Origin of the sequence: Nocardioides ungokensis, assembly GCF_013466985.1 — a bacterium.
In the GTDB taxonomy this organism is placed as follows: domain Bacteria; phylum Actinomycetota; class Actinomycetes; order Propionibacteriales; family Nocardioidaceae; genus Nocardioides; species Nocardioides ungokensis.
Window position 1 is genome coordinate 281,444 of record NZ_CP059164.1, and the last position, 26,386, is coordinate 307,829.

The following is a 26,386-nucleotide window of genomic DNA, read 5'->3' on the forward strand; positions in this document are numbered from 1 at the left end:
TCTTCATGGTGAACGACGTGACCACGCCCAGGTGCCCGCCGCCCCCGCCGCGCAGCGCCCAGAAGAGGTCGCCGTCCTCGTCGGCGGTGACCGTGCGGACCCGCCGGTCGGCGGTGACCACGCGCATGGAGGTGACCGCGTCGCAGGTCAGCCCCATCGCCCGGACCAGCACCCCGACCCCGCCGCCCAGGGTGAGGCCGCCGACCCCGACGGTCGCGCAGGAGCCGCCCGCGACCGCCCGGCGTGCGAGCCGACCACGTCGTAGACGTGCGCCAGCGCGGCACCCGGCCCGATCGTCGCGGCGCCGTCGGAGCCGAGCGACACCCGCGACAGCGGCCGGCAGTCGAGGACCAGCGAGCGGGGCACCCCGTCGCCGTCGCCCGCCGACCAGCCCGGATAGCTGTGCCCGCCCGAGCGCAGCGCCACCGGCACGCCGTGGTCCTGCGCGAAGGCCAGCGCCGTCGCCACGTCCTGCGCCGAGGCCACGGACAGCACCGCGAGCGGCCGGGCGGCGTCGTACCGCGGGTTCTCCACCAGCCGCACCGCGTCGTACGACGCGTCCCCGGGCCGCGCGAGGGTGCCCGACACGTGCCGGGCCAGCCGCGACCAGGCGGCGTCGGTCACCCGCGCGGCGCCGACCGCGGTGGGGGAGGACGGCGTGGACGTGAGCGCCCGGGGTGGCGACGAGCTGTGGCTCGGGGTGCAGGCGGACACCACCCCGGCCGCGCCGGCGGCCAGGACACCGCGGCGCGTCCAGCCGGGGCTCGGGGACGTCACATGTCGATCATGACGCGGTGTCGACCAGAGCACCCGCATGCGCGACCAGCGCGAGTCGCGTGCCGTCGAGGGCGATCCCGTCGCCGGTGGCGAAGAGCAGCTCTCGGCGGCCGTCGGGGCAGCCGTCGAGGTCGACGGTGGTGTCGGCGTCGGCGAAGTTGACGACCACTTCCAGGGATCCGCGGCGCATCCGGAAGAGCCGCGCATCCTCGTCGACGCGGCACGAGGTCGACCCGAACGCCGGGTCGGTCAGCTCGGGCCGGTTGCGACGCAGCGCCGCCAGCTGACGGTAGACCTCGAGCATCCGCGCGTGCCGTCCCTCGCCGACCTCGGTCCAGTCCAGCCTGGACCGCTCGAAGGTCGCCGGGTCCTGCGGGTCGGGCACCACGTCGGGGTCCCAGCCCATCCGCTCGAACTCCTTGATCCGTCCCTCCGCGGTGGCCCTGCCGAGCTCCGGCTCCGGGTGGGAGGAGAAGAACTGGAACGGTGACGAGCTCGCCCACTCCTCGCCCTGGAAGAGCATCGGTGTGAACGGGCCGGCCAGCGTCAGCAAGGCCGCGCAGGCGAGCTGGTGGTCGTCGAGGGTCTCGGTGAGCCGGTCGCCGATCGCCCGGTTGCCGATCTGGTCGTGGTTCTGGCTGCACACCACCAGCCGCCAGGTCGGCATCGCATCGGTGTCGATCGGCACGCCGTGGTCGCGCCCGCGGAAGGAGGAGTGGGTGCCGTCGTGGAAGAAGCCCCGCTCGCACACCTTCTTCAGCGCGCCGAGCGGCGCGAAGTCGGCGTAGTAGCCGCCGACCTCTCCGGTCAGCGCCACGTGCACCGCGTGGTGGAAGTCGTCGCTCCACTGCGCGTCGAGGCCGTAGCCCCGCGCCTCGCGGGGAGTGATCAGCAGCGGGTCGTTGAGGTCGGACTCCGCGATCAGCGTGAGCGGGCGGCGCTGGTGGGCCGACAGCGCGGCCACCTCGATCGCCATCTCCTCCAGCAGGTGCGGCTCGGACTCGTCCGCCAGCGCGTGCACGGCGTCGAGCCGCAGCCCGTCGACGTGGTAGTCCTCCAGCCACATCCGGACGTTGTCGAGGATGTAGCGGCGCACCTCCGCCGACCCCTCGCCGTCGAGGTTGACCAGGTCGCCCCAGGTGTTGGCGCCGCTCTTGAGGTACGGCGCGAACAGTGGCAGGTAGTTGCCCGACGGTCCGAGGTGGTTGTAGACGACGTCCTGGATCACGCCCAGGCCGGCGGCATGGCAGCCGTCGACGAAGCGCTGGTACGCCGCGGGGCCGCCGTAGCCCTCGTGCACCGCGAACCAGTCGACCCCGTCGTAGCCCCAGTTGTGGGTGCCGTTGAACGCGTTGACCGGCAGCAGCTCCACGAAGTCGACGCCGATCGAGCGCAGGTGCTCGAGCCGGGTCAGCGCCGCGTCGAGGGTGCCCTCGGGGGTGAAGGTGCCGACGTGCAGCTCGTAGATGACCGAGCCGGCCAGCTGGCGGCCGGTCCAGCCGCGGTCGGCCCACGCGTGGGAGTCCGCACGGTAGGTGCGCGACCGGTCGTGCACCCCGCCGGGCTGCCGCCGCGACCTCGGGTCGGGGCGCGGGTCCGGGTCGTCGTCGAGCAGGTAGCCGTAGTCGACGTCCTGGTCCCACACGTCCGGGATCGCCTCGGCCGGGGTCCACCAGCCGCCGTCGGCGCGGACCATGTCCACGGTCTCCTCGCCCAGGGAGAGCCGGACCCGGGAGGGGCGCGGCGCCCAGACGTCGAACGGTCCGCGCATCACGAGTCCTCCCTCACCAGCAGCGCCACGGACAGGTCGGCGAGCACCTCGGCCAGTGGCAGCCGCCCGTCGGCAGCGGTGACCACGCGGTCGGAGACCACGTCGCGCCAGCGGCCTTCGGGCAGCCCCAGCGCGGTGTCGCCCAGCCGCCACGCGCGGCCAGGCCGATCGGCAGCCGGGTGGCGACGGTGACCGCGCCGCCGCGGTCGAAGGCGAGGACGTGGTCGGCAGCCGCGCCGGTGGCGGGCACGGGGGAGTACGACGCGAACAGGTCGGGTCGCTCGCGCCGGAGCGTCAGCGCGGCCCGAACCACCCGGAGCTTGGCAGTGCCGGGGTCGTCTGCGGTGTCGGTCAGGGGGGTGCTCGCCCCCTCGCGGATCGCCCCGAGCCGGTCGATGCGGTCGTCGAAGTCGACGGGGCGCCGGTTGTCCGGGTCCACGAGGCTCTGCTCCCACAGCTCGCTGCCCTGGTAGACGTCGGGCACGCCCGGCACGGTGAGGCCGACGAGCTTGGCCGCGAGCGCGTTGCTCCAGCCCGCACCCGCCACCTCGTCGAGGAGCCCGGTGAGCACCGTCCCGACCCCGGCATCGTCGAGCGCGGCGTCGACGGCGGCGCGTACGGCGTCCTCGTAGGCCTGGTCGGGGGCGGTCCACGTGGTGTGGTCGCCGGCCTCGCGCATCGCCTTCTCGGCGTACCCGTGCAGGCGGTCGCGCAGGTCCGGGTCGGGCGCGGCCGGCCAGGCGCCGAGCACGGCCTGCCACAGCAGGCTGCCGAAGACCGGGTCGGGGACCGGCGCCAGCTCGAGCAGACGCTCCAGTGCGGAAGCCCAGGCGTCGGGGACCTCGGCCAGCGCGGTGAGCCGCGCCCGGACGTCCTCGCCGCGCTTGGTGTCGTGGGTCGACTGGGTCGTCATGGCGTGCGGCCACTCGGCCTGCCGCCGGGCCATCTGCTCGTGGAACTCGTCGACCGGGATCGCGAAGACGCTCGGGTCGCCGCCGACCTCGTTGAGGGAGGTGAGCCTGGAGTAGCGGTAGAACGCGCAGTCCTCCACGCCCTTGGCCATCACCATGCCGCTGGTCTGCTGGAACCGCTTCGCGGGCTCGGCGTCCGGGTCGGCCAGCACCGGCTCGAGCAGGTCGAGGGTCGCGGCGAGGTCGGGGCGGTGCCGGCGTGCCGAGGCGAAGGCGGCGTCGAGGTGCTCGCGCCCCTCGGGCAGGTAGGAGCGGTAGACCGGGAAGCAGGCGAGCAGCTCGGCGACCGCGTCTCGGAGCGCCTCCTCGTCGGCCTCTCGACCGTCGAGAGCGACGAGGACCTCGCGGACGATCCGGCGCGTCTCCGCCTGGAGGATCCCGTCGGCCACGTCGCGCTTGGTGCCGTGGATCATCTCGTGCCAGTCGACCGGGGTGCCGCGCAGCTTGGCCTCCAGCGCGTCGAGCGGCTCCTGGCCGGCCGGGTCGGTCAGCACCCGGTCGATGTGGGCCAGGGCGTCGTACCCCGTCGTGCCGGCGGTCGCCCACGACGTCGGCAGCTCCTCGCCGGGCTCGAGGATCTTCTCGACGAGCACGTAGGCGCCGCCGGTGAGCCGGGCAAGGTCGTCGAGGTAGCGCTTCGGGTCGCGCAGGCCGTCGGGGTGGTCGACCCGGAGCCCGTCGACCAGGCCCTCGTCGAACCATCGCCGGATCTCGGCGTGCGACTCCTCGAAGACCCGCGGCTCCTCCACCCGGATCCCCGCCAGGGTGTTGACGGCGAAGAACCGGCGATAGTTGAGCCGGTCGTCGGCGGTGCGCCAGCCGACCAGCTCGTAGTGCTGCCGGCCGTGCACGGTGTCGGCGTCGGCGCCATCGTCGGCGGTGCCGGGCGCGATCGGGAACCGGTTGTCGTGGTACCTCAGCTCGCCGTCGACGACCGCCAGGTGGGCGATCCGCCCGTCGGGTCCGAGGTCGTCGTCGCCGACCACCGGGACCCGCAGCCGGCCGTCGCCGGCGGCCCAGTCGACGTCGAAGGCGGGGGCGTACGCCGAGTCGCGGCCCAGCCGCAGCACGTCCCACCACCACGCGCTCTCCACCGGCGTGGCGACGCCGACGTGGTTGGGCACGATGTCGACGAGCACGCCCATGCCCAGCCGGCGCGCCTCGGCCGAGAGGGCGGCCAGGCCCTCGGCGCCGCCACGGGAGGCGTCGACCCGGTCGTGCGCCACGACGTCGTAGCCGTGGTCGCTGCCGGGCTCGGCCGCCAGCAGCGGCGACAGGTAGACCCAGTCGACGCCGAGGTCGTGCAGGTAGGGCAGGCGACGTGCAGCCTCGAACAGGTCGAACTCGGTGTTGATCTGGAGCCGGTAGGTGCTGACGGGGACGCGCATGCCGCCGCTCAACCCCGCTTGGCCTGCGCGGCGACCGAGGCGGCCACCGAGTGGTCGATCTCGGCCTCCGGCGCGCTGTGCTGGCGCAGCACGACCACGCTGTGGGTCTCGAGGGGGAAGGTGCTGCCGGCCTGGTGGGTCGAGGCGTCGTCGGCCCCGCCCCCGGTGTCGATGACGACGTCCCACGCGGCGGCGTACTCGTCCGGCGGCAGGGTCACCTCGGCAGGCCCGTCGGCGTTGAAGTAGAGCAGGAAGTGGTCGTCCGTGATCGCCTGCCCGCGCTCGTCGAGGCCGGCGATGCCGTTGCCGTTGAGGTACATCCCGATCGCCTGGGAACCGCCGTTCCAGTCGGCGTCCTCCATCGGCCGGCCGTCGAGGTGCAGCCAGACGATGTCGTTGAGCCGCTCGCCGTCGCCGGTGCGCACGGTGCTGCCCGGTGAAGAACCGCTTGCGGCGGAACGTCGGGTGCTCCTTGCGCAGCCGGGACACCGCGGCGGTGAACTCCACCAGCGGGGTGTCGGCCCGGTCCCAGTGCACCCAGCTGATCTCGGAGTCCTGGGCGTAGGTGTTGTTGTTGCCGTCCTGGGTCCGGCCGAGCTCGTCGCCGTGCAGGATCATCGGCACGCCCTGGCTGAGCAGCAGCGTCGCGATGAAGTTGCGCTGCTCCCGGGCCCGGGCCTGCAGCACCTCGGGGTCGTCGGTCGGGCCCTCGACCCCGTGGTTCCAGGACCGGTTGTGGCTCTCGCCGTCGTTGTTGTCCTCGCCGTTGGCGTCGTTGTGCTTCTCGTTGTAGGAGACCAGATCCCGCAGCGTGAACCCGTCGTGGGCGGTGACGAAGTTGATGCTGGCCACCGGCCGGCGGCCGGAGTGCTCGTAGAAGTCCGAGGAGCCCGCGAGGCGCGAGGCGAACTCGCCGAGCGACGGCTCGCCGCGCCAGAAGTCGCGCACGGTGTCGCGGTAGGCGCCGTTCCACTCCGTCCACTGGGGCGGGAAGTTGCCGACCTGGTAGCCGCCGGGGCCGATGTCCCACGGCTCGGCGATCAGCTTCACCTGGGAGACGACCGGGTCCTGCTGCACGAGCTCGAAGAACGTCGCCAGCCGGTCCACGTCGTAGAACTCCCGGGCCAGGGTCGCGGCCAAGTCGAAGCGGAAGCCGTCGACGTGCATCTCGGTCACCCAGTAGCGCAGCGAGTCCATGATCAGCTGCAGCGAGTGCGGGTGGCGCACGTTGAGGGTGTTGCCGGTGCCGGTGTAGTCCATGTAGTACTGCTCGTCGTCCTCGACGAGGCGGTAGTACGCCGCGTTGTCGATGCCGCGGAAGCTCAGCGTCGGGCCGAGGTGGTTGCCCTCGGCCGTGTGGTTGTAGACCACGTCGAGGATGACCTCGATGCCCGCGAGGTGCATCGCCTTGACCATCGACTTGAACTCCTGGACCTGCTGGCCGTGCTCGCGGTTCGCGGCGTAGTCGGCGTGCGGGGCGAAGAAGCCCAGGGTGTTGTAGCCCCAGTAGTTGCGCAGGCCCTTCTCCTGCAGCGTGCTGTCCTGCACGAACTGGTGGACCGGCATCAGCTCGATCGCGGTCACGCCCAGCTTGGTGAGGTGCTCGGTGACGGCGGGGTGCGCGAGGCCGGAGTACGTCCCGCGCTGCTCCTCGGGGACGTCCGGGTGCAGCTCGGTTAGTCCCTTGACGTGCGCCTCGTAGATGAAGGACTCGTTGTAGGGGATGTCGGGGCGGCGGTCGCCCTCCCAGTCGAAGAACGGCGTGATCACGACGCTCTTCTGCATGTACGCCGCGGAGTCGTCGTCGTTGCGCGAGTCCGGGTCGCCGAAGTCGTAGCCGAAGAGTGACTGGTCCCACTCGATCTCGCCGCTGGTGGCCTTGGCGTAGGGGTCCATGAGCAGCTTGTTCGGGTTGCAGCGCAGGCCGCGGGCCGGGTCGTGCGGGCCGTGCACGCGGTAGCCGTAGCGCTGGCCGGGCTGCACCGTCGGCAGGTAGCAGTGCCACACGTAGGCGTCGACCTCGGTCACCTCGACGCGGGTCTCCTTTGCCGTCCTCGTCGAAGAGGCACAGCTCAACGCGGTCAGCGACCTCGCTGAACAGCGCGAAGTTGGTGCCGCTCCCGTCGAACGTCGCCCCGAGGGGGTACGCCGATCCCGGCCAGATCTCCATCAAGGCTTCTCCCACCTATTCCCCCCGCACATCACGGTCCGGCTGATCGATACCCGATGTTGGAACGATCAAACCACGAGGGGTCAGTAGCGGCTGGCCAGGACGCCGCGCAGCAGGCCGGGGTGCCGATCCTCGACCGCGTCGAGCCGCAGGGCGTGGTGGGTCTTGCCGCCGACCACGCTGCGCTCGATGACCCGGCCTCGCGCAGGATCTTGAAGTGGTGGCTCGCGGTGGACTTGCCGACACCGTCGTAGAGGGCCGCGCACGGCGCCGGCGTCCCGTCGGGGTCGAGGCGGCGCACCATCTCCAGGCGCACCGGGTCGGCCAGCGCCTCGAGCACCTCGAGCAGCCCGGCGACGGGGAGGACGTCGTCGGGTCGCGTGGTGGCGGCGGCCTGCGGAGCGGGACTCACGGTCATGGTCCTCCCAACGTCGGGGACGTCCCGGACATGCCCGGGAATGTTCCGGACGGGCGGCTGGTTCGACGTACATCGAACCGAGAGTTCGATCGGCATCGAACCTAGCATCTCACCGAGGAGTCGACATGCGCACCGCACCGGCCCGGCAGCCCTGGGCCTACCCCCTGTTGATCACCCTGCTCGCCTCCTCGCTCGGGGTCTCGGGCGCCCCGGCGCCGCTGTACGCGCTCTACGAGCGGCGCTGGGACCTCGCGCCGATCACCACCACGCTGGTCTTCGCGGCGTACGCCGTAGCGGCGCTGGTGGCCGTGCTGGTCGCGGGCCCGGCCTCGGACAAGTTCGGGCGCAAGCCGCTCCTGCTGGGCGCGGCGGTCACGATGATCGCCGGCCTCGTGGTCTTCATGACGGCCGGTGGGGTGACCGCGCTGTTCGTGGCGCGCGTGCTGCACGGCGCCGCGGTGGGCACCGCCGTGGTCGCGGGCAGCGCCGCGCTGCTCGACCTGCGCCCCGAGCACGGCCAGCGCACCGGCCACCTGACCGGGATCATGCTCAACGTCGGGATGGCGGTGACCGTGCTCGGCGCGTCCGTCCTCGCACAGTTCGGGCCCGACCCGTACGTCGTCCCCTACGCCGTCGTCACCGTGGTGATCGCCGGGTTGCTGGTCGGCCTCGTGGCGATGGGTGAGCCCCACGGGGGCCGGACCGGCCGCGCGTCCGGGCGGCTGCGCCTCTCCCGGCCCCGCGTGCCCGCCGCCATTGCCGGGGACTTCCGCTTCGCGGTGCTCGGCGTGATGGCGGCCTGGTCGGTGCTGGGGGTCTACCTCTCCCTCTTCCCGGCCTTCGCCGGTGTCTCCACCGGCATCCACTCGCTGGTGTTCGGCGGCCTGGTGGTGGCGGCCATGGCCGGTGCCGGCGCCATCGCCCAGGCCTTCACCGGGCGGGTGGTGGCACGCCGGGCCGCGGTGGTCGGGGACTTCGGCACCGCGGTGGCGCTGCTGCTGAGCGTCGCGGCGCTCGACAGCCACCACGCGAGCCTGGTCGGCGCCGCGGCCGTGCTGATGGGGCTCTCCTTCGGCCTCGCCTTCGGCGGCAGCCTGCGCCACCTCGGCAGCGTGGTCCCGGCGGGACACCGCGGTGAGGTGATGTCGGCCTACTACGTCCTGGCCTACTCCGCGCTCGCGGTCCCGACCATCCTGGCCGGGTGGGCGGCCACGACCTGGGGCCTGGCTGCGGTGTTCCCGTGGTTCTCCCTCGCCGTTGCCGGGGTCTGCGTGGTCGCAGGTTCCCTGGGTGTCCGGGGCGCGCGCGTGCCGGTGGCGGCATGAGCCCGCGCGCCGGAGCGTCGGCCGCGTCGGGAACAACCCCGCACCGACCCTTGTTGCCACGCCACGTGACCTCGACCGCGCCGATCACCCGCGCCTCGGTGGGACTGCGCAGCGAGCGCGGCCCCGTCCTCCTCGCCGTGATGCTCGCCACCGGGCTGGTGGCGATCGACGCCACGATCCTGGCCACCGCGGTGCCGGCCGTGGTCCGCGACCTCGGCGGCTTCACCCAGTTCCCGTGGCTGTTCTCGGTCTACCTGCTCGCGCAGGCCGTCTCCGTGCCGATCTACGGCAAGCTGGCCGACCTCTTCGGCCGCAAGCCGGTGATGCTGGTCGGCATCGCGCTCTTCGTGCTCGGCTCGTTGCTGTGCGGCATCGCCTGGGGAATGGGCGCGCTGATCGCGTTCCGGGCCGTCCAGGGCCTCGGCGCCGGGGCGGTGCAGCCCGTCGGCATGACCATCGTCGGCGACATCTACTCGACCGCGGAGCGGGCCAAGGTGCAGGGCTACATCGCCAGCGTCTGGGCCGCCTCCTCGCTGGTCGGGCCGACGCTGGGCGGCGTCTTCGCCGACTACCTGTCGTGGCGCTGGATCTTCTTCGTCAACCTGCCCATCGGCATCGCGGCCACCTGGGCGCTGTGGCGCAGCTTCCACGAGAAGGTCGAGCGCAAGCGGCACCACATCGACTACCTCGGGGCCGGCCTGCTGTCGGTCGGCGGGGTGCTCCTGCTGCTCGGGCTGCTCGAGGGTGGCGTCCGGTGGGCTTGGTCCTCGCCCACCAGCGTGGTGCTCTTCGTGGTCGCCGCCGTGCTGCTGGTCGCCTTCGTCCTGGTCGAGCGTCGGGCCGTCGAGCCGGTGCTGCCGCTGTGGGTCTTCGGCAACCGGGTCCTCAACGCCGCCAACATCGGCGCGCTGGTCGTCGGGGTGCTGATGCTCGGGCTGTCGTCGTACGTCCCGCTCTTCGCCCAGGGCGTGCTCGGCACCGGCGCCGTGGTGGCCGGCTTCGCGCTGGCGGCGATGACGATCGGCTGGCCGATCGCCGCCTCCACCGCCGGCCGGTTCTACCTGACCATCGGCTTCCGGGCCACGATGCTGATGGGCGCCGCCTTCGGCGTGGCCGGCTCGGCGATCCTGCTCACCGTCGACGGCTCGAGCAGCGTCTGGCACCTCGCCGCCGCCTGCTTCGTGATCGGGATCGGGCTGGGCTTCGTCGCCAGCCCGTCCGTGGTCGCGGCCCAGTCCTCGGTCACCTGGCAGTTCCGCGGCGTCGCCACCGGGGCGACGATGTTCGCCCGCTCGGTGGGCAGCTCGGTCGGGGTCGCGGTCTTCGGCGCGATCGCGAACGCCGTGGTCGCCTCCCGCCTCCACGGGGCCACGCCCGACCTCCAGCACCTGCCGCCGGGGGTCCTCGAGCCGGCCGTGCACACGGTGTTCGTGGCGTCGGCCGTCGTGGCCGTCGCGCTGCTGGCCGCGGGCCTGATGATGCCGCGCCGGGTGGTGGAGCCGACCGGCTGAGGTCGGAAGCCGACGCGTCGAGGACCCACGCCTCGATGGCGCGTGGTGAGACGGACCACGAGCCCTTCGCCGTGCGGTTACCCGACAGTAGGATCGACGCATGACGCGCGAGATCTACGACGAGGACCACGAGGCCTTCCGCAACTCGGTCAAGGAGTTCCTGGACCGTGAGGTGGTGCCCCACCTGGAGGAGTACGAGCACAACCACGGGCTGACCCGGGACTTCTGGACGGCCGCCGGCAAGCAGGGCTTCCTCGGCCTCGAGATCCCCGAGGAGTACGGCGGCTCCGAGGCGGGTGACTACCGCTTCAACGCCGTGCTGACCGAGGAGCTCGCCAAGGTCAACATGACCCTGCCGAGCTGCGTCGGCATCCACGCCGACATCGTGGCGCCGTACCTCGTGCACCTCACCACCGAGGAGCAGAAGCAGCGCTGGCTGCCCAGGTTCTGCAGCGGCGACCTGCTCACCGGCATCGGCATGACCGAGCCGGGCGGCGGCTCCGACCTGGCCAACCTGAAGACCACGGCCGTCCGCGACGGCGACGACTGGGTCATCAACGGCTCCAAGACCTTCATCACCAACGGTGGCAGCGCCGACCTGGTCGTGGTCGCGGCGCGCACCTCGCCGGAGAAGAAGGCCAAGGGCATCTCGCTCTTCGGAGTCGACACCTCGCTGCCGGGCTTCTCGGTCGGCCGGGTCCTCGACAAGGTCGGCCAGGACGAGTCCGACACCGCCGAGCTGTCCTTCGAGGACGTGCGGGTCAGCAACGACGACCTGATCGGCGAGCTCGACACCGGCTTCATCTCGATGATGCAGTTCCTGCCGCAGGAGCGCCTCGGCTCGGCGATCACCAACCTCGCCCACGCCGCGCAGATCCTCGAGGAGACGATCCAGTACGCCAAGGACCGCAAGGCCTTCGGCCAGCCGATCGGCAACTTCCAGCACAACCAGTTCCTGCTGGCCGAGCTGGTCACCCAGGTCGAGGTCACGCAGGCCTACGTCGACCAGTGCATCATGAAGCACACCCGCAAGGAGCTCACGCCGGTCGACGCCGCGAAGGCGAAGTGGTGGACCTCGCAGGTGCAGAACGACGTGCTCGACCACTGCGTCCAGCTGCACGGCGGCTACGGCTTCATGAACGAGTACCGCGTCGCCCGTGCCTGGCGGGACGCGCGCGTCACCAAGATCTGGGCGGGGTCGAACGAGATCATGAAGATGCTCATCGGTCGTGACCTCGGCCTGTGAGCGGGGATAGCGCAGCCTTGCCTTCCTTGCAGCAACCGCCCGCGGACGATGACGATCGGGGCATGACCACCGACGCCAACGGCGTGGACGCCACCGTGGGGCCCCATGAGGACGAGCCCCACGACACCGGGATCAACAACCGCCTCAACTGGCTGCGGGCCGCGGTGCTCGGCGCCAACGACGGCATCGTCTCGACCGCCGGTCTGGTGGTCGGCGTCGCCGGGGCGACCAGCGACCGGACCGCGATCATGGTCGCCGGCGTGGCCGGCCTCGCGGCCGGTGCGCTGAGCATGGCCGCCGGTGAGTACGTCTCGGTGAGCACCCAGCGCGACTCCGAGCACGCGCTGCTGGAGAAGGAGCGCCGCGAGCTCGTCGAGGAGCCCGAGGAGGAGCTGGCCGAGCTGGCCGGGATCTACGTGGCCAAGGGGCTGAGCGAGGAGCTCGCCCTCCAGGTGGCCACGGAGCTGACCGAGCACGACGCACTGCGCGCGCACGCCGAGTCCGAGCTCGGCATCGACCCCGACGACCTGACCAACCCCTGGCACGCCGCCTGGGCGTCGATGCTGTCGTTCACGGTCGGTGCGCTGCTCCCGCTGCTCACGATCGTGCTCTTCGCCTCCGGCTACCGGGTGCCGGTCACCGTGCTGGCAGTCGTGGTCGCGCTCGGGATCACCGGCTGGGCGAGCGCGAGGTTCGGCTACGGGCCGACCCGCCGGGCGGTCTACCGCAACGTGGGCGGTGGCCTGTTCGCGATGGCCGTCACCTACGCGATCGGCGCGGCGCTGGGCACCCAGATCGGCTGACCCGGTTTGTTGAGTTGGGCCTGATTCGGCGGTGAGCTGGGCCGGATTCGGCGCAGGCGACCGAACGAGGCCCAACTCGTGGCCGAATCAGGCCCAACTCAACGAGTTGGCGCGCGCCCGGTGGAGGAGCGGAGCACCAGCTCGGGCCGGAAGAGGTACTCGTGCGAGGGGCTGGGCTCTCCCTCGATCGCGTCGGCCAGCGCCGCCACGGCGGCCAGCCCCATGGTCTGCACCGGCTGCCGCACGGTCGTGAGCGGCGGGTCGAAGAACTGCGTCAGCCTCGAGTCGTCGAAGCCGATCACCGACACGTCCTCCGGCACCCGGAGGCCGGCCTCGCGCACGGCGCGGACGGCGCCGAGCGCCATCGGGTCCGAGCCGCACACCACGGCGGTCGCGCCGCGGTCGAGCAGCTTGCGGGTCGCCGCCGCGCCCCCCTCGAGGGTGTAGAGCGCCTCCTCGATCCACCCCCCCGACTCCGAGGCAGGCAGGCCCAGCGAGCGCTCCATGGCCGCGACGAACCCCTCGCGCTTGCGCAGCGCGGGCACGTAGCGGCTGGGACCGTTGGCGAGGCCGATCCGGGTGTGGCCGAGCTGGACGAGGTGGGAGACGGCCTGCGTCATCGCCTCGTGGTCGTCGGTGGAGAGGAACGGCGCGTCGAGGTCGGGGGCGAAACCGTTGACGAACACCACCGGCAGGCCGCGCGCGATCAGGGCCCGGTAGCGCTCGTGGTCGGCGGCCCGGTCGGCGTGGCGGCCGGAGACGAAGAGGATGCCGGCCACCCCGTGGTCCAGCAGCGACTCGACGTACTCGTCCTCGGAGATGCCGCCGGGCGACTGCGTGCACAGCACCGGGGTGTAGCGACGGCTGGAGAGCGCGTCGTCGATGACCTGGGCGAACGCCGGGAAGATCGGGTTCTCGAGCTCGGGGACCACGACGCCGACCAGGCCGGAGCTGCGGCGGCGCAGCCGGGTCGGACGCTCGTAGCCGAGCAGGTCGAGGGCGACCAGGACCGACTGGCGCGCGGTCTCGCTCACGCCCGTCTTGTCGTTCAGGACGCGACTGACCGTCGCTTCGCTCACGCCCGCCTCGGCGGCGATGTCGGCCAGGGTTGCCACCTGCGTATGTAACCGCCTCGACGGCGTTCTTGCAAGGACTTTCATTTCTTGCAAGAACGTTGCTAACCTCCCGTGGCCCGCATCACACACCCAAGGAGCACCCATGCGCCGCACCCTGCCTGCTCTCGCCGGCACCGCCGCGCTCGCCCTCGTCCTCGCCGCCTGCGGCGGTTCGGACAGCGAGAAGTCGTCCGCCAACTCGTCCCCCAAGTCCGACGCCAGCGCCGACCCGGCCAGCCTCAAGGCCGACCTGACCTGGTGGGACACCTCGGACCCGACGAACGAGGCGCCGGCGTTCAAGGCGCTGATCAAGAAGTTCAACGCGGAGTACCCGAACGTCAAGATCAACTACCAGTCGGTCCCCTTCGACCAGGCGCAGAACAAGTTCAAGACCGCAGCTGAGTCGGGCTCGGGCGCCCCGGACATCCTGCGGGCCGAGGTCGCCTGGGTCCCCGAGTTCGCCTCGCTGGGCTACCTCTACGCCCTCGACGGCACCCCGCTGCTCGAGGACAACAACTTCCTCCCGACGCCGCTGTCCAGCGACCAGTACGAGGGCAAGACCTACGGCGTCCCGCAGGTCACCGACACCCTCGGCCTGATGTACAACAAGAAGATCTTCGCCAAGGCCGGCATCGACTCCGCCCCCACCACGTGGGACGAGGTCGCCGCTGACGCCAAGCTGATCAAGCAGAAGGCCGGCGTCGACGGCATCTACCTGAACGCCGCGGGCTACTTCATGCTGCCGTTCATGTACGGCGAGGGCGGCGACATGGTCGACACCGACGCCAAGAAGATCGTGGTCAACTCCGACGCGAACGTGAAGGGCATCCAGACCGCCCAGGACATGGTGAAGAGCGGCGTGGCCGCCAAGCCCGACGCCAGCGACTCCTACGGCACGATGATGACGCTGTTCAAGGCCGGCAAGGTCGGCATGATCATCAACGGTCCCTGGGAGGTCGCGAACATCTCCGCCGACCCGAACTTCGGTGGCTTCGACAACCTCGGCGTTGCTCCGGTCCCCGGCGGCTCTGCCGGTCAGGGTGCCCCGGTGGGTGGCCACAACTACGTCATCTACTCCGGCATGGACCAGTCCAAGGCCGACGCCGCGATCGCGTTCGTGAAGTTCATGAGCTCGGCCCAGTCCGAGGCGTTCGTCGCCGACAAGCTGGGCCTGCTGCCCGGCAACTCCGACTCCTACGACCTGCTGAAGGACAACGCGAAGGTCGCCGCGTGGAAGTCCGCGCTCCAGGTCGCCAAGCCGCGTCCGTGGATCCCCGAGGGCGGCCTGTTCTTCGGCCCGCTCGACGAGATGGCCACCAAGGTCATGGTCCAGGGCGAGGACCCGAAGAAGGCGCTCGACGAGACCGCTCAGCAGTACAAGAGCGACGTGGTCCCGGACTACGCCTCCGAGTGATCCACCGCGCCGTCCGTGGAGCCCGGCCCCGAGCCGTGGCTCCACGGGCGGCGCACCCGCGCGTCGTACGACGCGTCCCCCCGTCTCACCCCCGGTAGTCCCGGCAGTTCCTGGAGGCCCGATGTCCGCCACCGACGTCACCCCCGCACCCGCCCCGTCCGACCCGGACGCCCCCCGCCCGCCGACCCGGGAGCCGGGCCGCCTGCGTCGCAGCTTCGACCGCCACTGGTACGCGTGGGCGATGGTGCTGCCCACGGTCGTCGTGCTCGGCGCGCTGGTGCTCGCCCCGCTCGTGCAGGGCATCTACCAGTCCTTCACCGACCTCAACGAGTCGAACCAGCGCGACACGATCTGCACCAAGACCCTCGGCGGTGGCACGGAGTGCAAGCCGAACCCCGACAAGGCGAAGTTCGTCGGGCTGAAGAACTACACCGACGTCCTGTCCGGTGAGCGCGGGCGCTTCTGGCTGCAGTTCGAGAACACGATCGTGTGGACGATCGCCTGCGTCTTCTTCCACTTCACGATCGGGCTGGGGCTCGCCATCCTGCTCAACCGCAGGTTCCGGGGCCGAAGTCTCTACCGGGTGCTGCTGATCGTCCCCTGGGCGGTGCCGGCGTTCGTCAGCGCCTTCTCGTGGAAGTTCCTGTTCAACCCGAAGTTCGGCCTGATCAACTCGATGCTCGAGCACGTCGGCCTGAACGGCGTCGAGTGGTTCAACCACCGCTGGACCGCCATGTTCGCCGCCGTCGTCACCAATGTGTGGCTGGGCGTCCCCTTCATGATGGTCGCGCTGCTCGGCGGCCTGCAGTCAATCAACCAGGACCTCTACGAGGCCGCCTCGATCGACGGCGCCTCGCCCTGGCAGCAGTTCCGCAACATCACCCTGCCGGGCCTGCGCCCGGTCAGCTCGACGGTGATCCTGCTCGGCACCATCTGGACCTTCAACATGTTCCCGATCATCTACTTCGTGACCGGCGGCCAGCCCGCGGGCCAGACCGAGATCCTGGTGACCGGCGCCTTCCGGGCGGCGTTCGAGGGCGTCCGCAACTACTCGCTCGCGGCGACCTACGGCGTGCTGATCCTGTCGCTGCTGATGGTCTACGCATCGTTCTACCGGCGCGCGCTGCGCAAGCAGGGAGAGGTGTTCTGATGGCGATCTCCACGATCCCCGGCAACGAGGTCGTCGCCGACCTCACCAGCGACCGCCCGCCGAAGCAGCGACGCGAGCGCAGCGTGCTGGCCTCCGTGCTGCTCCACGGCACCCTCCTGGTGGCCGTGCTCATCGCGCTGTTCCCCGTGATCTGGGTGCTGCTCAGCTCGCTCAAGCCGGCGTACGCCATCCAGAGCACGCACATCGAGCTGTTCAACCATCCGTCGCTGGACAACTACCGGCACGTCCTGTTCGACACCAGCTTCCCCCGCTGGTTCCTCAACTCGGTCGTCGTGGCCGCCTTCACGATGCTGATCGGCATCTCGATGTCGGCGACCGCGGGCTACGCACTCAGCCGGTTCAACTTCCCCGGCAAGCGGGGACTGATGTGGGTCTTCCTGCTGACCCAGATGTTCCCGGTCGCGATCCTGATCGTGCCGATCTACACGATCATGGCGAAGCTCAACCTGATCGACACCAAGGCCTCGCTGGTGATCGCCTACTGCACGGTGGCGGTGCCGTTCTGCGCCTGGATGATGCGGGGCTACTTCGACACCATCCCCAGGGAGCTCGACGAGGCCGCCTCGCTGGACGGGCTCGGGCCGTTCGGGACCTTCTGGCGGGTGATCCTGCCGCTGGCGCGCCCGGGGCTGGCGGTGACGGCGTTCTACACGTTCCTCACCGCCTGGGGCGAGGTCGCCTACGCGATCGCCTTCCTCCAGACCGACAAGAACCTCACGCTCGGTGCCGGGCTCCAGCAGTTCGTGCCGCGCTACAACCCGCAGTGGGACCTCCTGACGGCCGGCGCCGTGCTGATCACGATCCCCGCGGGCGTGGTGTTCTTCTTCGCCCAGCGGCACCTGGTGGGCGGCCTCACCGCGGGCGGCACGAAGGGCTGAGCCCGACCGCGGGCTGCCTACGGTGGTGGGCGTGCGGATGTTCGTGGCCCTGGTGCCCCCCGAGGAGGTCGTCGACCACCTCGAGGGGTTCCTGGAGCCGCGCCGGGAGGCGGCGCCCTTCCGGTGGGCCGGCCCGGGGCAGCTGCACCTCACGCTGGCCTTCCTCGCCTCCGTCGAGGACCGGCGGCTCGACGAGCTGGTCGAGCGGCTGGCGCGCGCGGCCGCCCGGCGTACGGCGTTCGAGGCACGGATCGCCGGCGGCGGCGCCTTCCCGAACGTCGGCCGGGCGCGGGTCCTGTGGGCCGGCCTCGACCTGACCGAGACCGCACGCACCGAGATCGACCGGCTGGCCACCGGGGCCCGCGCGGCCGCCTCACGGACCGGGATCGCCGTCGACGGCCAGCGCTTCCGGCCGCACCTGACGCTCGCCCGGCTCGGGCACCCTGCCGAGGTCACCAGCTGGGTCCGCCTGCTCGACAGCTACTCCGGCCCCAGCTGGACCGCCGACCGGATCAGCCTGGTGGCGTCGTACCTCGGCGAGGGTCCGCGCGGGCGACCGCGCTACGAGGTGGTGGAGGAGCTCGAGCTGTCCAGAGGGAACCGCTGAGGCATCGATCACCACGCCGAGAACGTGAGATGCCTGTTCGCCATGCGGTTTCTGCCCTAGGTTGCGACGGGTGAAGATCGCAGTGGCGAGGGAGACCCGGGACGGCGAGGCCCGGGTGGCGATGGTGCCCGAGCTGGTCGGCAAGCTGACCGGACTGGGCTACGACGTGGTGGTCGAGCCCGGCGCGGGCACGCACGCACTGCTCAGCGACGAGGACTACGTGGCCGCGGGCGCGAGCGTCGACGCCGCCGCCCTCGAGGGCGCGGACCTCGTGGTGTCGGTCCAACCGCTCGCCACCGACGTGATCCGGCGACTCCCGCGCGGCACCGCGACGATCTCGTTTCTGCCCACCATGCAGGAGCGCGCGGTGGTCTCCGACCTGCGCGACTGCGGCGTCACGGCGTTCGCCATGGAGCTGGTGCCGCGCATCTCCCGCGCCCAGTCGATGGACGCGCTGTCCTCGCAGGCGCTGGTGGCGGGCTACCGCTGCGCGCGATCGTCGCCGCGGGCATGCTGCGCCGCTTCTTCCCCCTGAACATGACCGCCGCCGGCACCGTGCCGCCTGCCGAGGTGGTGGTGCTCGGCGCCGGCGTCGCCGGGCTGCAGGCCATCGCCACCGCCAAGCGGCTCGGTGCCGTCGTCAAGGCGTACGACGTGCGGGCGGCGGCCGCCGAGGAGATCCGCTCGATGGGCGCCCAGGCGATCGACCTCGAGCTGGAGACCCTCGAGGGCGCCGGTGGCTACGCGCGGGAGATGACCGAGGACCGGGCCGCCCGGCAGCGCGAGATGCTCACGCCGTACATCGCCGCCGCCGACGCGCTGATCACCACCGCGGCGGTGCCGGGGCGGCAGGCGCCGATGCTGGTGACCCGCGCGATGGTCGAGCAGATGAGCCCGGGGTCGGTCGTCGTCGACCTCGCCGCCGAGACGGGCGGCAACGTCGAGGGCTCCGAGGCGGGCGAGGTGGTCCGGATCGGCAACGCCCAGGTGTGGGGCGGGCGCAACGTGCCCAGCCAGATGCCCGGGCCGGCCTCCAAGCTCTACGCCCAGAACATCGTCAATATCGTCACCCTGATGACGCAGACCTCCGAGGAGGAGGGCGCGGCGGCGTTCGCGCCCGACTTCGAGGACGAGATCGTGGCCGGCTCCTGCGTGACCCACGACGGTGCCATCCGCCACGAGCCGACCCGCGAGGCGATCGAAGGAGAGCAGGTATGAACGAGGGTGTCGTCTGGCTGACGATCTTCGTGCTCAGCGTGTTCGTGGGCATCGAGGTGATCTCCAAGGTCTCCTCGACGCTGCACACACCGCTGATGTCCGGCGCGAACGCCATCCACGGGATCATCCTGCTCGGCGCGATCCTCGTGACCGGGTCCACGCACTCCACCGTCGCGCTCGTCGTCGGACTGGTGGCGATCGTGCTGGCGACCGTGAACATGGTCGGCGGCTTCGTGGTGACCGACCGGATGCTGCAGATGTTCGTGCGCAAGAAGCCCGCGTCCGAGAAGGAGGGGGCGCGCTGATGCCTACCTGGGTCCAGGTCGTATACCTGATCTGCGCGGTCGGCTTCATCCTCGCGCTCAAGGGGCTCTCCGGCCCGAAGACCGCGCGTCGGGGCAACCTGATCGGGGCGGCCGCGGCCGTCGTCGGCTGCGCGCTGCCGTTCATCTACGTCGACCACCTCGAGCACGTGCCGCTGATCCTCGGCGCGATCGCGGTCGGCACCGCCGGCGGCGTGTTCGGCGCCCGCAAGGTCCAGATGACCCAGATGCCGCAGATGGTGGCGCTCTTCAACGGGGTCGGCGGCGGCGCGGCCGCGCTGGTCGCCCTGCTCGAGCTCAACCACATGCTCGACGTCCAGGCCGCCCTCGACGCGCTGGGCGGACCTCAGGTCGACGCCTACGGCTGGTTCGTCTACGCGGCCACGGCGTTCACGATCTTCGTCGGGTCGGTGTCGTTCGCCGGCTCGCTCATCACCTTCGCCAAGCTGCAGGAGCTGATGACCTCGCGCCCGGTGGTCTTCCCGGGGCTGCCGGTGGCGTTCGGCGGGCTGCTGCTGGGCGGCATCGTGCTGTCGGTCCTCACCGTGACCAGCGCGTCCATCGGGATCGGCATCGGGCTGTGCCTGGTCGGGCTGCTCTTCGGCGTGCTCCTGGTGCTGCCCGTCGGCGGCGCCGACGTACCGATCGTGATCTCGCTGCTCAACGCGTTCACCGGCCTGACCGTGGCGGCCGGCGGCTACGTCCTGTCCAACACGCTGCTGCTGGTGGGCGGCACCCTGGTCGGGGCCTCCGGCACGTTCCTCACCCTGCTGATGGCGCGGGCGATGGGCCGGTCGGTCGCCAACATCCTCTTCGGCGCCCTCAAGGGCGGCTCGACGCTGGGCGCCGGCGTGGCCTCGGACCGGCCGGTGCGCTCCGCCGGGCCCGAGGACGTCGCGATCCTGCTGGGGTACGCCGACCGCGTGATCATCGTGCCCGGCTACGGGCTGGCCGTGGCCCAGGCCCAGCACACCCTGCGCGAGCTCGTCGACGTGCTCGGCGAGCGTGGCACCAAGGTCGACTACGCGATCCACCCGGTCGCCGGCCGGATGCCGGGCCACATGAACGTCCTGCTCGCCGAGGCCCAGGTGCCCTACGAGCAGCTCGTCGAGATGGACCACATCAACGGGGAGTTCAAGAACACCGACGTGGTGCTGGTCGTCGGCGCCAACGACGTGGTCAACCCCGCCGCCAAGACCACGCCGGGCGCCCCGATCTACGGCATGCCGATCCTCAACGCCGACGAGGCCAAGCAGGTCGTCTTCATGAAGCGGTCGATGCGGCCCGGCTTCGCCGGCATCGAGAACGAGCTGCTCTTCGACCCCAAGACCACGCTGCTCTTCGGCGACGCCAAGGAGTCGCTCGGCAAGCTGCTGAACGCGGTCAAGGCGCTCTGAGCCGGGTCGCGGACCCACGGTTGGTGACCAAACGGCAAGTTTTCGGCGCCGGGACATGCAGTTGGTGACCATTCGGCGCCCGCGTCGTTGAACGGGCATGGCTGACGAGAACGAGAGCCGCCTGGGGCGCCCGGACGGACACCGCTACGACGCGCCGGAGTCCGACGAGAGCCGGGTCAGCAAGGAGTGGACGTACGCAGTCCTCGGCATCCTCGTGCTGGTCCTGCTGGTGCTGATCGCCACCGGCACCGTCCAGATCTTCCCGGGCTAGTCCGCCCGGCTGGCGCCGGGCGGCGGTGGATCAGCCACCGAATGAGTGGCCGGAACGGTGGCCAGCTCACCGCTGGGGCAGGCAGGCGCCGGGCGGTCAGCCCGCGACGCCGTACAGCCGGTCGCCGGCGTCGCCGAGACCGGGGACGATGTAGCCCTTCTCGTTGAGCTTCTCGTCGAGCGCGGCGGTCACGACGGTCACCGGCACGTCGAGCCCGGTGAGGTCCTTCTCGAGCCGCTCGCAGCCCTCGGGTGCGGCGAGCAGGCAGATCGCGGTGATGTGGTCGGCGCCCCGGTCGGTGAGGAACTTGATCGCCGCGGCGAGCGTGCCGCCGGTGGCCAGCATCGGGTCGAGCACGTAGCACTGGCGGCCGGAGAGGTCCTCGGGCAGCCGCTCGGCGTACGTCGAGGCCTCCAGCGTCTCCTCGTTGCGCACCATGCCCAGGAAGCCGACCTCGGCGGTCGGCAGCAGCCGCATCATCCCGTCGAGCATGCCCAGGCCCGCGCGCAGGATCGGCACCACGAGCGGCTTGGGGGTGGCCAGGCGGACACCCGTGGTGGGGGAGACCGGGGTGACGATGTCGACGTCCTCGACCCGCACGTCGCGCGTCGCCTCGTAGGCCAGCAGCGTCACCAGCTCGTCGGCGAGACGGCGGAACGTCGGGGAGTCCGTGGTCTCGTCGCGCAGGACGGTGAGCTTGTGGGCGACGAGCGGGTGGTCGACGACGTGGGTGCGCATGGCGAAAACCCTAGTGGAGGCCTACGCAACGGGACACGCCGATATGGGTCGAAAGGGGGTTGGCCGCTTCCGTGTCGTCTGTCAGGCTGGTCTCTGCTCGCAGGATGACGGCTAGATCGGAGGAACGACATGGCCGACCAGATCGACGGAGTCGACTTCGCCCTCGCCGCCTACCGCGAGGAGGGCGTCTGGCAGGTGCAGGAGCTCGCCCACGACGTGCTCGTGGACCTCGACACCCTGGCGCACGCGCTGCGCCGCTTCCCCGGCGACGGCGGGGCGGTCGGCATGGTGGCCGTGGACGAGGACTTCTTCATCGTCGTGCGCGTCGCCGGCGCCAGCACCCGCGTGCTGCTCTCCGACATCACGGCCGCCGACGAGTGGGAGCTCGCCCGCTCGGTGGTCGACTTCCTGGCGCTGCCCGACGTCGAGGAGGAGGACGACCAGGTGCCGGCCGGCGACCTCGACCTCCTCGTGACCTCGGCATGCACGCCATGGACCTGGCGGTGCTGATCGACGACTTCGAGCTCTACCCCGACGAGATGCTCTCCGAGGTCGCGCGCCGGCTGGGCTTCGGCCAGCTCTTCGACGACGCCGTCGGCCTCGCCAACGCCTGAGCCTCCCCGCCGCATGCCTCCGTCGTACGCCGCGTGGCGTGAGCCCATGCTCGCCGCGCTCGCGGAGGCACGGGCCGCCCTGGCCACCGGCGACGTGCCGATCGGGGCGGTGGTCCTGGACCCGGCCGGGACCGTGGTCGGTCGCGGGCGCAACGTGCGCGAGGCCGACGCCGACCCCACCGGCCACGCCGAGGTGGTGGCGCTGCGAGAGGCCGCCCGGGCCCGCGGGGAGTGGCGGCTCGCGGGCTGCACGCTGGTCGTCACCCTCGAGCCCTGCACCATGTGCGCGGGTGCGGCGGTGCTGGCGCGGGTGGAGCGGGTCGTCTTCGGCGCGTTCGACGAGAAGGCCGGCGCGGTCGGCAGCCTGTGGGACGTGGTCCGCGACCGGCGCCTCAACCACCGGCCCGAGGTCGTGAGCGGGGTGCTCGCGGAGGAGTCGACAAAGCTGCTCGACGAGTTCTTCGCCGCCCAGCGGTCCTGACGGGCCCGCCACCCGTATCGGCCCGGCCGATACCTGTCGTCGGCGCTGGTGATTGGTGCCCGCCACCGGGGTGCCCGAGGCTGGCGGCATGCGCGTGAGAGTGGAGCACCTCGACGAGACCTTGGGCCTCGGCGACCGCCGACCCCGGCTGTCCTGGACCCTGCCGGCGGGGGTCGCGGAGCAGAAGGCGTACGAGCTCGAGCTCGACGACGGCACCACCACCGGCCGGGTGGACTCGGCCGACAACGTGCTGGTCCCGTGGCCGGGCCGGCCGCTGCGCTCGCGCGAGCGGCGTACCGTCCGCGTGCGGGTCTGGACCGACCGGGGCGACCTCGGCTGGTCGGAGGAGACGACGCTCGAGGCCGGGCTGCTCGACCCCGAGGACTGGACCGCCGACTGGGTCCGCCCGGCCGAGGACGAGGTGCCGCCCGCGGGCCACCGGCCGGCCTACCGCCTCCGCGGCGAGGTCGTGGTCGACGCCCCGGTCCGCAGTGTCCGTCTCCACGTCACGGCCCATGGCCTGCACGAGACCTCGATCGACGGGGTCCGCATCGGCGATGAGCAGCTGGCGCCCGGCTACACCGAGTACGACGTGCACACGATCGTGGGGGTCCACGACGTCACCGACCTGGTGACCCCGGGCAGGCACGTTGTCGAGGCCCTGCTCGCCGACGGCTGGTTCCGGGGCAAGGTCGGCGCGCCCCGGGCCAGTGACCAGTGGGGTGAGCGCACGGCGTACCTCGCCCAGCTCGTTGTCGAGCACGAGGACGGGACGACGTCGGTGCACGGCACCGGACCGGACTGGCGGTGGACGACCTCGCACGTCCTGGCCGCCGACCTCATCGACGGGCAGGTGGAGGACCGCCGGCTGGTCGACGGGACGGGCTGGCGGCCTGTCGTCGTCGCCGACATCGGTCACGACGCACTCACCTCGTCGCCGGCCCCGCCGGTGCGCGCGGTCGAGGAGCTGCGCCCGGTCTCGGTGGCCGTGCTGCGGCCGGGCGTGCACGTGGTCGACCTCGGCCAGAACATCAACGGCCACGTGCGGCTCACCTCCCTCGGGCCGGCCGGCACCGAGCTCACGCTGACCCACGGAGAGGCTCTCGGCGCGGACGGCGACGTCACCATGGACCACCTGGTGCCCAACCTGCCGTTCCTGCCCGATCTCAACGCCGGCCAGGTCGACCGGGTCGTCTCCGCCGGGGTCGAGGGCGACGTCTTCGAGCCCCGCTTCACCACCCACGGGTTCCGCTACGTGCGCATCGAGGGCGATCTCCCGGCGATCCCCGCCGCCTCCGTGACCGGCGTCGTCGTGCACACCGACCTCGAGGAGCGGGGCGACTTCCGGTGCTCGGACGACCGGCTCAACCGCCTCCACCGGGCGGCGGTGTGGAGCTTTCGCGGCAATGCCTGCGACATCCCCACCGACTGCCCCACCCGCGAGCGCGCCGGCTGGACCGGTGACTGGCAGCTCTACGTCCCGACCGCGGCGTACCTCTACGACGTCGCCGGCTTCTCGCTCAAGTGGCTGCGCGACCTTGTCGCCACCCAGTGGGAGGACGGCACCCTCAACAACATGGCGCCGATCCCGAAGGCCGAGCGCACGGGCTTCCTCGAGCAGGTGAACGGCTCGGCGGGCTGGGGCGACGCCGTGCTGCTGGTGCCGTGGGAGCTCTTCTGCGAGTACGGCGACAGCGACGTGCTCGCCGAGCTCTGGCCGGCGATGGTGCGCTGGCTGGACCGCATGGAACGGATGGCGACCAACGACCGGCACCCCGACCGCATCGCCCGCCACCCGCAGCCGCGCCCCCACGACCGGTACGTGTGGGACACCGGCTTCCACTGGGGTGAGTGGCTCGAGCCGGGTGGCACGCCCACCGACTTCCCGGCGTTCATCGCGGCCGACAAGGCCGAGGTCGCGACCGCGTTCTACGCGTGGTCGACGCGCCACGCCGCCGAGATCGCGCGTGTGCTCGACGACAAGGTCGCCGCCGACCGGTACGACGAGCTGTCGCGGTCGGTCGTCGAGGCGTGGCGGACCGAGTTCATCGACGACGACGGTCGCATCACGCCTCGGACCCAGGCCAACTTGGTGCGGGCGCTGCGATTCGGGCTCGTCCCCGACGAGCTGCGGCAGCGCTCGGGCGACGACCTCGCGGAGCTGGTCCGCGACTCGGGCCAGCACGTCGGCACCGGCTTCCTCGCCACCCCCGACCTGCTGCCGGTGCTGGCCGACCACGGCCACCTCGACCTGGCCTACGAGCTGTTGCTGCAGGACACATCGCCGTCCTGGCTGACGATGATCGACCGGGGCGCCACCACGGTCTGGGAGCTGTGGGACGGCATCGACGCCGACGGCGTCCCGCACGAGTCGCTCAACCACTACTCCAAGGGTGCGGTGATCTCGTTCCTGCACCGCTACACGTGTGGCCTCCAGCGCACCTCGCCGACTTGGCGCGCCTTCCGGGTCGCCCCCCGGCCCGGCGGTGGGCTGACCTGGGCGCGCACCCATCACGACTCGCCGCACGGTCGGATCTCGGTCGCGTGGCGGCTCGAGGGCGACGAGCTCGTGCTGGACCTCGTCGTGCCGCCGGGTTGCTCGGCCGAGGTGGTGCTGCCGGACGGTACGACGACCTCCGCCGGCCCGGGCGAGCACGAGCTGCGGAGCCGGGCTGCCTGACCACCGCGCCCGACGGCGAAATGGCTCGATCTGGGGATGGGCGGCCCCCGCCCACGGTTGTACCGTTTGGTACATGAGCACGCTATTCGAGACAACCAGACACATCGACGCACCGACCCAGCCGGTCGCGGAGGTGCTCTTCGACGTCGTCCGCTGGCCCGAGTGGACCCCGACGATCGACGACGTCGAACGCCTCGACGAGGGGCCGTTCCGAGTGGGCTCGCGGGCCCGGGTCCGCCAGCCGAAGCTCCCCAGGGCGGAGTGGGAGGTGACCGAGGTCGTGGACGGCCGCAGCTTCACCTGGGAGGCCACCGGACCGGGCATGCGGACGATCGCGCGCCACGAGGTCGTGCCCGACGGCGACGGCTCCCGGGTCACGCTCAGCATCGAGCAGACCGGACCGATGGGCGCGCTCGCCGCCCGGGTGTGGCGGGGGCTGACCCAGCGCTACATCGAGCTCGAGGCCGCGAGCCTGGACAGCCGCGTCACCGGCAAGCCGGCTGCGTGAGCCGGTCGGTCACGGCTGCGGGCACGTCGCCACGCGCACGACTGCTCGACGCCGCGATCGACCACTTCGGGCGCCACGGCATCGGGGACACCAGCCTGCGTGGCATCGCCGAGGCGGTCGGCACCAGCCACCGGATGCTGATCTACCACTTCGGGTCGCGCGAGGGGCTGCTCGCCGAGGTCACCCGTGAGGTCGAGGCTCGCCAGCGCGCGCGCTGATGACCGCGGCGTACGACGCGGACCTGCCGCCGCTGGAGGCGGGCGCGAGGTACTGGGAGGAGACGGTCGAGGCGACGCTGCGCTACGGCCCGCTCTTCTTCGAGCTCGCGGCGCACGCCATGCAGGGCAGGGAGCACGCCGCGGGCCTGCGCGAGGAGCTGATCGCGGCCTGGCTCCCGTCGGTGACCGAGCTCTGCCGGGCGATCGGGTTGCCGAGGAGCAGGCCGGGACCCATGCGCGCCTCGCCCTCGGGGCCGCGCGGGGCCTGCTCCTCGACCTGCTGGTGACGGGAGCGCGAGGAGGTCGCCCGGGCCGCGGACCTGCTCAACCGGCTGCTCCTGCTGTCCGCCGAGGTCGGTGGCGCGGGGGCTCG

At 71.7% G+C, this 26,386-nt stretch carries 25 protein-coding genes and 2 pseudogenes; 20 read left to right on the forward strand and 7 right to left on the reverse strand.

The genetic code is table 11. The annotated features are described in order from the left end of the window. Positions 1-151: 151 nt before the first annotated feature. From H0S67_RS24170 to H0S67_RS01415, 5 genes and pseudogenes are all read right to left on the reverse strand, one after another. Positions 152-816 (reverse strand): annotated as a pseudogene (locus tag H0S67_RS24170) (FAD-binding oxidoreductase); the annotation flags it as partial. Next, positions 785-2,548, reverse strand: a complete 1,764-nt coding sequence (gene treZ / locus H0S67_RS01400) for a malto-oligosyltrehalose trehalohydrolase (RefSeq protein WP_180935140.1) — start codon at positions 2,546-2,548, stop codon at positions 785-787. The gene treZ and the pseudogene H0S67_RS24170, both read right to left, overlap by 32 nt. A gap of 13 nt (positions 2,549-2,561) precedes the next feature. After that, positions 2,562-6,935 (reverse strand): glycogen debranching protein GlgX, encoded by a 4,374-nt coding sequence (gene glgX, locus H0S67_RS27140; protein WP_343050280.1) that lies wholly within the window; start codon positions 6,933-6,935, stop codon positions 2,562-2,564. Positions 6,936-6,999: 64 nt separating this feature from the next. Further along, positions 7,000-7,077 (reverse strand): annotated as a pseudogene (locus tag H0S67_RS27145) (hypothetical protein); the annotation flags it as partial. A 31-nt stretch (positions 7,078-7,108) separates the two neighbouring features. Next, the gene (locus tag H0S67_RS01415; protein WP_219635429.1) at positions 7,109-7,489 is read right to left on the reverse strand and encodes an ArsR/SmtB family transcription factor; all 381 of its coding nucleotides are present in this window, start codon (positions 7,487-7,489) and stop codon (positions 7,109-7,111) included. Between the two features lie 131 nt (positions 7,490-7,620). Here H0S67_RS01415 and H0S67_RS01420 point away from each other — a divergent pair, with 131 nt between their 5' ends. From H0S67_RS01420 to H0S67_RS01435, 4 genes are all read left to right on the forward strand, one after another. After that, positions 7,621-8,820: an MFS transporter gene (locus tag H0S67_RS01420; protein WP_180935141.1), complete on the forward strand. Its 1,200-nt coding sequence runs from the start codon at positions 7,621-7,623 to the stop codon at positions 8,818-8,820. Positions 8,821-8,885: 65 nt separating this feature from the next. Then, the gene (locus tag H0S67_RS01425) at positions 8,886-10,331 is read left to right on the forward strand and encodes an MDR family MFS transporter (RefSeq protein WP_246355037.1); all 1,446 of its coding nucleotides are present in this window, start codon (positions 8,886-8,888) and stop codon (positions 10,329-10,331) included. 100 nt (positions 10,332-10,431) lie between these two features. After that, complete coding sequence (locus H0S67_RS01430; RefSeq protein WP_180935143.1) at positions 10,432-11,577, forward strand: acyl-CoA dehydrogenase family protein; 1,146 nt, start codon at positions 10,432-10,434, stop codon at positions 11,575-11,577. Positions 11,578-11,639: 62 nt separating this feature from the next. Beyond that, complete coding sequence (locus H0S67_RS01435) at positions 11,640-12,380, forward strand: VIT1/CCC1 transporter family protein (RefSeq protein ID WP_180935144.1); 741 nt, start codon at positions 11,640-11,642, stop codon at positions 12,378-12,380. Positions 12,381-12,478: 98 nt separating this feature from the next. Here H0S67_RS01435 and H0S67_RS01440 read toward each other — a convergent pair whose 3' ends face one another. Next, positions 12,479-13,495 (reverse strand): LacI family DNA-binding transcriptional regulator, encoded by a 1,017-nt coding sequence (locus tag H0S67_RS01440; RefSeq protein ID WP_246355038.1) that lies wholly within the window; start codon positions 13,493-13,495, stop codon positions 12,479-12,481. 103 nt (positions 13,496-13,598) lie between these two features. Here H0S67_RS01440 and H0S67_RS01445 point away from each other — a divergent pair, with 103 nt between their 5' ends. From H0S67_RS01445 to H0S67_RS01480, 9 genes are all read left to right on the forward strand, one after another. Then, on the forward strand, positions 13,599-14,909 hold the full coding sequence (locus tag H0S67_RS01445; protein ID WP_180935146.1) for an extracellular solute-binding protein: 1,311 nt from the start codon (positions 13,599-13,601) through the stop codon (positions 14,907-14,909). A 121-nt stretch (positions 14,910-15,030) separates the two neighbouring features. Next, entirely contained in the window at positions 15,031-16,059 is a 1,029-nt protein-coding gene (locus H0S67_RS01450) for a carbohydrate ABC transporter permease (protein ID WP_219635430.1), read from the forward strand. After that, positions 16,059-16,958: a sugar ABC transporter permease gene (locus tag H0S67_RS01455; RefSeq protein WP_180935147.1), complete on the forward strand. Its 900-nt coding sequence runs from the start codon at positions 16,059-16,061 to the stop codon at positions 16,956-16,958. Before H0S67_RS01450 ends, H0S67_RS01455 begins: the two co-directional genes overlap by 1 nt. A gap of 37 nt (positions 16,959-16,995) precedes the next feature. Continuing rightward, on the forward strand, positions 16,996-17,565 hold the full coding sequence (gene thpR / locus H0S67_RS01460; RefSeq protein WP_246355312.1) for an RNA 2',3'-cyclic phosphodiesterase: 570 nt from the start codon (positions 16,996-16,998) through the stop codon (positions 17,563-17,565). A gap of 70 nt (positions 17,566-17,635) precedes the next feature. Then, positions 17,636-18,100, forward strand: a complete 465-nt coding sequence (locus H0S67_RS24175) for a Rossmann-fold NAD(P)-binding domain-containing protein (protein WP_246355039.1) — start codon at positions 17,636-17,638, stop codon at positions 18,098-18,100. After that, a complete protein-coding gene (locus H0S67_RS24180; RefSeq protein ID WP_246355040.1) occupies positions 18,076-18,783 on the forward strand; it encodes a Rossmann-fold NAD(P)-binding domain-containing protein in 708 nt (235 codons plus the stop codon). The genes H0S67_RS24175 and H0S67_RS24180 overlap by 25 nt, the downstream gene beginning before the upstream one ends. Further along, a complete protein-coding gene (locus H0S67_RS01470) occupies positions 18,780-19,088 on the forward strand; it encodes an NAD(P) transhydrogenase subunit alpha part 2 (RefSeq protein ID WP_180935149.1) in 309 nt (102 codons plus the stop codon). Before H0S67_RS24180 ends, H0S67_RS01470 begins: the two co-directional genes overlap by 4 nt. Continuing rightward, on the forward strand, positions 19,085-20,503 hold the full coding sequence (locus H0S67_RS01475) for an NAD(P)(+) transhydrogenase (Re/Si-specific) subunit beta (RefSeq protein WP_219635659.1): 1,419 nt from the start codon (positions 19,085-19,087) through the stop codon (positions 20,501-20,503). Before H0S67_RS01470 ends, H0S67_RS01475 begins: the two co-directional genes overlap by 4 nt. Before the next feature lie 97 nt (positions 20,504-20,600). Next, the gene (locus H0S67_RS01480; RefSeq protein ID WP_180935151.1) at positions 20,601-20,774 is read left to right on the forward strand and encodes a hypothetical protein; all 174 of its coding nucleotides are present in this window, start codon (positions 20,601-20,603) and stop codon (positions 20,772-20,774) included. 96 nt (positions 20,775-20,870) lie between these two features. Here H0S67_RS01480 and upp read toward each other — a convergent pair whose 3' ends face one another. Then, the gene (upp, locus tag H0S67_RS01485) at positions 20,871-21,512 is read right to left on the reverse strand and encodes a uracil phosphoribosyltransferase (protein ID WP_180935152.1); all 642 of its coding nucleotides are present in this window, start codon (positions 21,510-21,512) and stop codon (positions 20,871-20,873) included. Positions 21,513-21,641: 129 nt separating this feature from the next. On the opposite strand from upp, the gene H0S67_RS01490 reads away from it, so the two are divergent. The 7 genes from H0S67_RS01490 to H0S67_RS01515 all read left to right on the forward strand — a co-directional run bounded on the left by H0S67_RS01490 (position 21,642) and on the right by H0S67_RS01515 (position 26,300). Beyond that, entirely contained in the window at positions 21,642-22,022 is a 381-nt protein-coding gene (locus H0S67_RS01490; RefSeq protein WP_246355041.1) for a tRNA adenosine deaminase-associated protein, read from the forward strand. After that, a complete protein-coding gene (locus H0S67_RS26350; protein WP_281368939.1) occupies positions 22,004-22,126 on the forward strand; it encodes a hypothetical protein in 123 nt (40 codons plus the stop codon). Before H0S67_RS01490 ends, H0S67_RS26350 begins: the two co-directional genes overlap by 19 nt. Before the next feature lie 46 nt (positions 22,127-22,172). After that, positions 22,173-22,607 (forward strand): nucleoside deaminase, encoded by a 435-nt coding sequence (locus tag H0S67_RS01495; protein ID WP_180936677.1) that lies wholly within the window; start codon positions 22,173-22,175, stop codon positions 22,605-22,607. 88 nt (positions 22,608-22,695) lie between these two features. Continuing rightward, positions 22,696-25,287 (forward strand): family 78 glycoside hydrolase catalytic domain, encoded by a 2,592-nt coding sequence (locus tag H0S67_RS01500; RefSeq protein ID WP_180935153.1) that lies wholly within the window; start codon positions 22,696-22,698, stop codon positions 25,285-25,287. Positions 25,288-25,360: 73 nt separating this feature from the next. Beyond that, positions 25,361-25,795: an SRPBCC family protein gene (locus H0S67_RS01505; protein WP_180935154.1), complete on the forward strand. Its 435-nt coding sequence runs from the start codon at positions 25,361-25,363 to the stop codon at positions 25,793-25,795. Beyond that, complete coding sequence (locus H0S67_RS01510; protein WP_180935155.1) at positions 25,792-26,013, forward strand: TetR/AcrR family transcriptional regulator; 222 nt, start codon at positions 25,792-25,794, stop codon at positions 26,011-26,013. Before H0S67_RS01505 ends, H0S67_RS01510 begins: the two co-directional genes overlap by 4 nt. Next, positions 26,013-26,300: a hypothetical protein gene (locus H0S67_RS01515; RefSeq protein WP_180935156.1), complete on the forward strand. Its 288-nt coding sequence runs from the start codon at positions 26,013-26,015 to the stop codon at positions 26,298-26,300. The genes H0S67_RS01510 and H0S67_RS01515 overlap by 1 nt, the downstream gene beginning before the upstream one ends. Positions 26,301-26,386: the final 86 nt, after the last annotated feature.

Excerpts from the sequence above, each read along its gene's own strand:
- treZ (WP_180935140.1), bottom strand. The coding sequence starts at position 2,548 with ATGCGCGGACCGTTCGACGTCTGGGCGCCGCGCCCCTCCCGGGTCCGG.
- H0S67_RS01420 (WP_180935141.1), top strand. The coding sequence starts at position 7,621 with ATGCGCACCGCACCGGCCCGGCAGCCCTGGGCCTACCCCCTGTTGATC.
- H0S67_RS01430 (WP_180935143.1), top strand. The coding sequence starts at position 10,432 with ATGACGCGCGAGATCTACGACGAGGACCACGAGGCCTTCCGCAACTCG.
- H0S67_RS01435 (WP_180935144.1), top strand. The coding sequence starts at position 11,640 with ATGACCACCGACGCCAACGGCGTGGACGCCACCGTGGGGCCCCATGAG.
- H0S67_RS01445 (WP_180935146.1), top strand. The coding sequence starts at position 13,599 with ATGCGCCGCACCCTGCCTGCTCTCGCCGGCACCGCCGCGCTCGCCCTC.
- H0S67_RS01450 (WP_219635430.1), top strand. The coding sequence starts at position 15,031 with ATGTCCGCCACCGACGTCACCCCCGCACCCGCCCCGTCCGACCCGGAC.
- H0S67_RS01455 (WP_180935147.1), top strand. The coding sequence starts at position 16,059 with ATGGCGATCTCCACGATCCCCGGCAACGAGGTCGTCGCCGACCTCACC.
- thpR (WP_246355312.1), top strand. The coding sequence starts at position 16,996 with ATGTTCGTGGCCCTGGTGCCCCCCGAGGAGGTCGTCGACCACCTCGAG.
- H0S67_RS24180 (WP_246355040.1), top strand. The coding sequence starts at position 18,076 with ATGCTGCGCCGCTTCTTCCCCCTGAACATGACCGCCGCCGGCACCGTG.
- H0S67_RS01470 (WP_180935149.1), top strand. The coding sequence starts at position 18,780 with ATGAACGAGGGTGTCGTCTGGCTGACGATCTTCGTGCTCAGCGTGTTC.
- H0S67_RS01480 (WP_180935151.1), top strand. The coding sequence starts at position 20,601 with ATGGCTGACGAGAACGAGAGCCGCCTGGGGCGCCCGGACGGACACCGC.
- upp (WP_180935152.1), bottom strand. The coding sequence starts at position 21,512 with ATGCGCACCCACGTCGTCGACCACCCGCTCGTCGCCCACAAGCTCACC.
- H0S67_RS01490 (WP_246355041.1), top strand. The coding sequence starts at position 21,642 with ATGGCCGACCAGATCGACGGAGTCGACTTCGCCCTCGCCGCCTACCGC.
- H0S67_RS26350 (WP_281368939.1), top strand. The coding sequence starts at position 22,004 with ATGGACCTGGCGGTGCTGATCGACGACTTCGAGCTCTACCCCGACGAG.
- H0S67_RS01495 (WP_180936677.1), top strand. The coding sequence starts at position 22,173 with ATGCTCGCCGCGCTCGCGGAGGCACGGGCCGCCCTGGCCACCGGCGAC.
- H0S67_RS01500 (WP_180935153.1), top strand. The coding sequence starts at position 22,696 with ATGCGCGTGAGAGTGGAGCACCTCGACGAGACCTTGGGCCTCGGCGAC.
- H0S67_RS01505 (WP_180935154.1), top strand. The coding sequence starts at position 25,361 with ATGAGCACGCTATTCGAGACAACCAGACACATCGACGCACCGACCCAG.
- H0S67_RS01515 (WP_180935156.1), top strand. The coding sequence starts at position 26,013 with ATGACCGCGGCGTACGACGCGGACCTGCCGCCGCTGGAGGCGGGCGCG.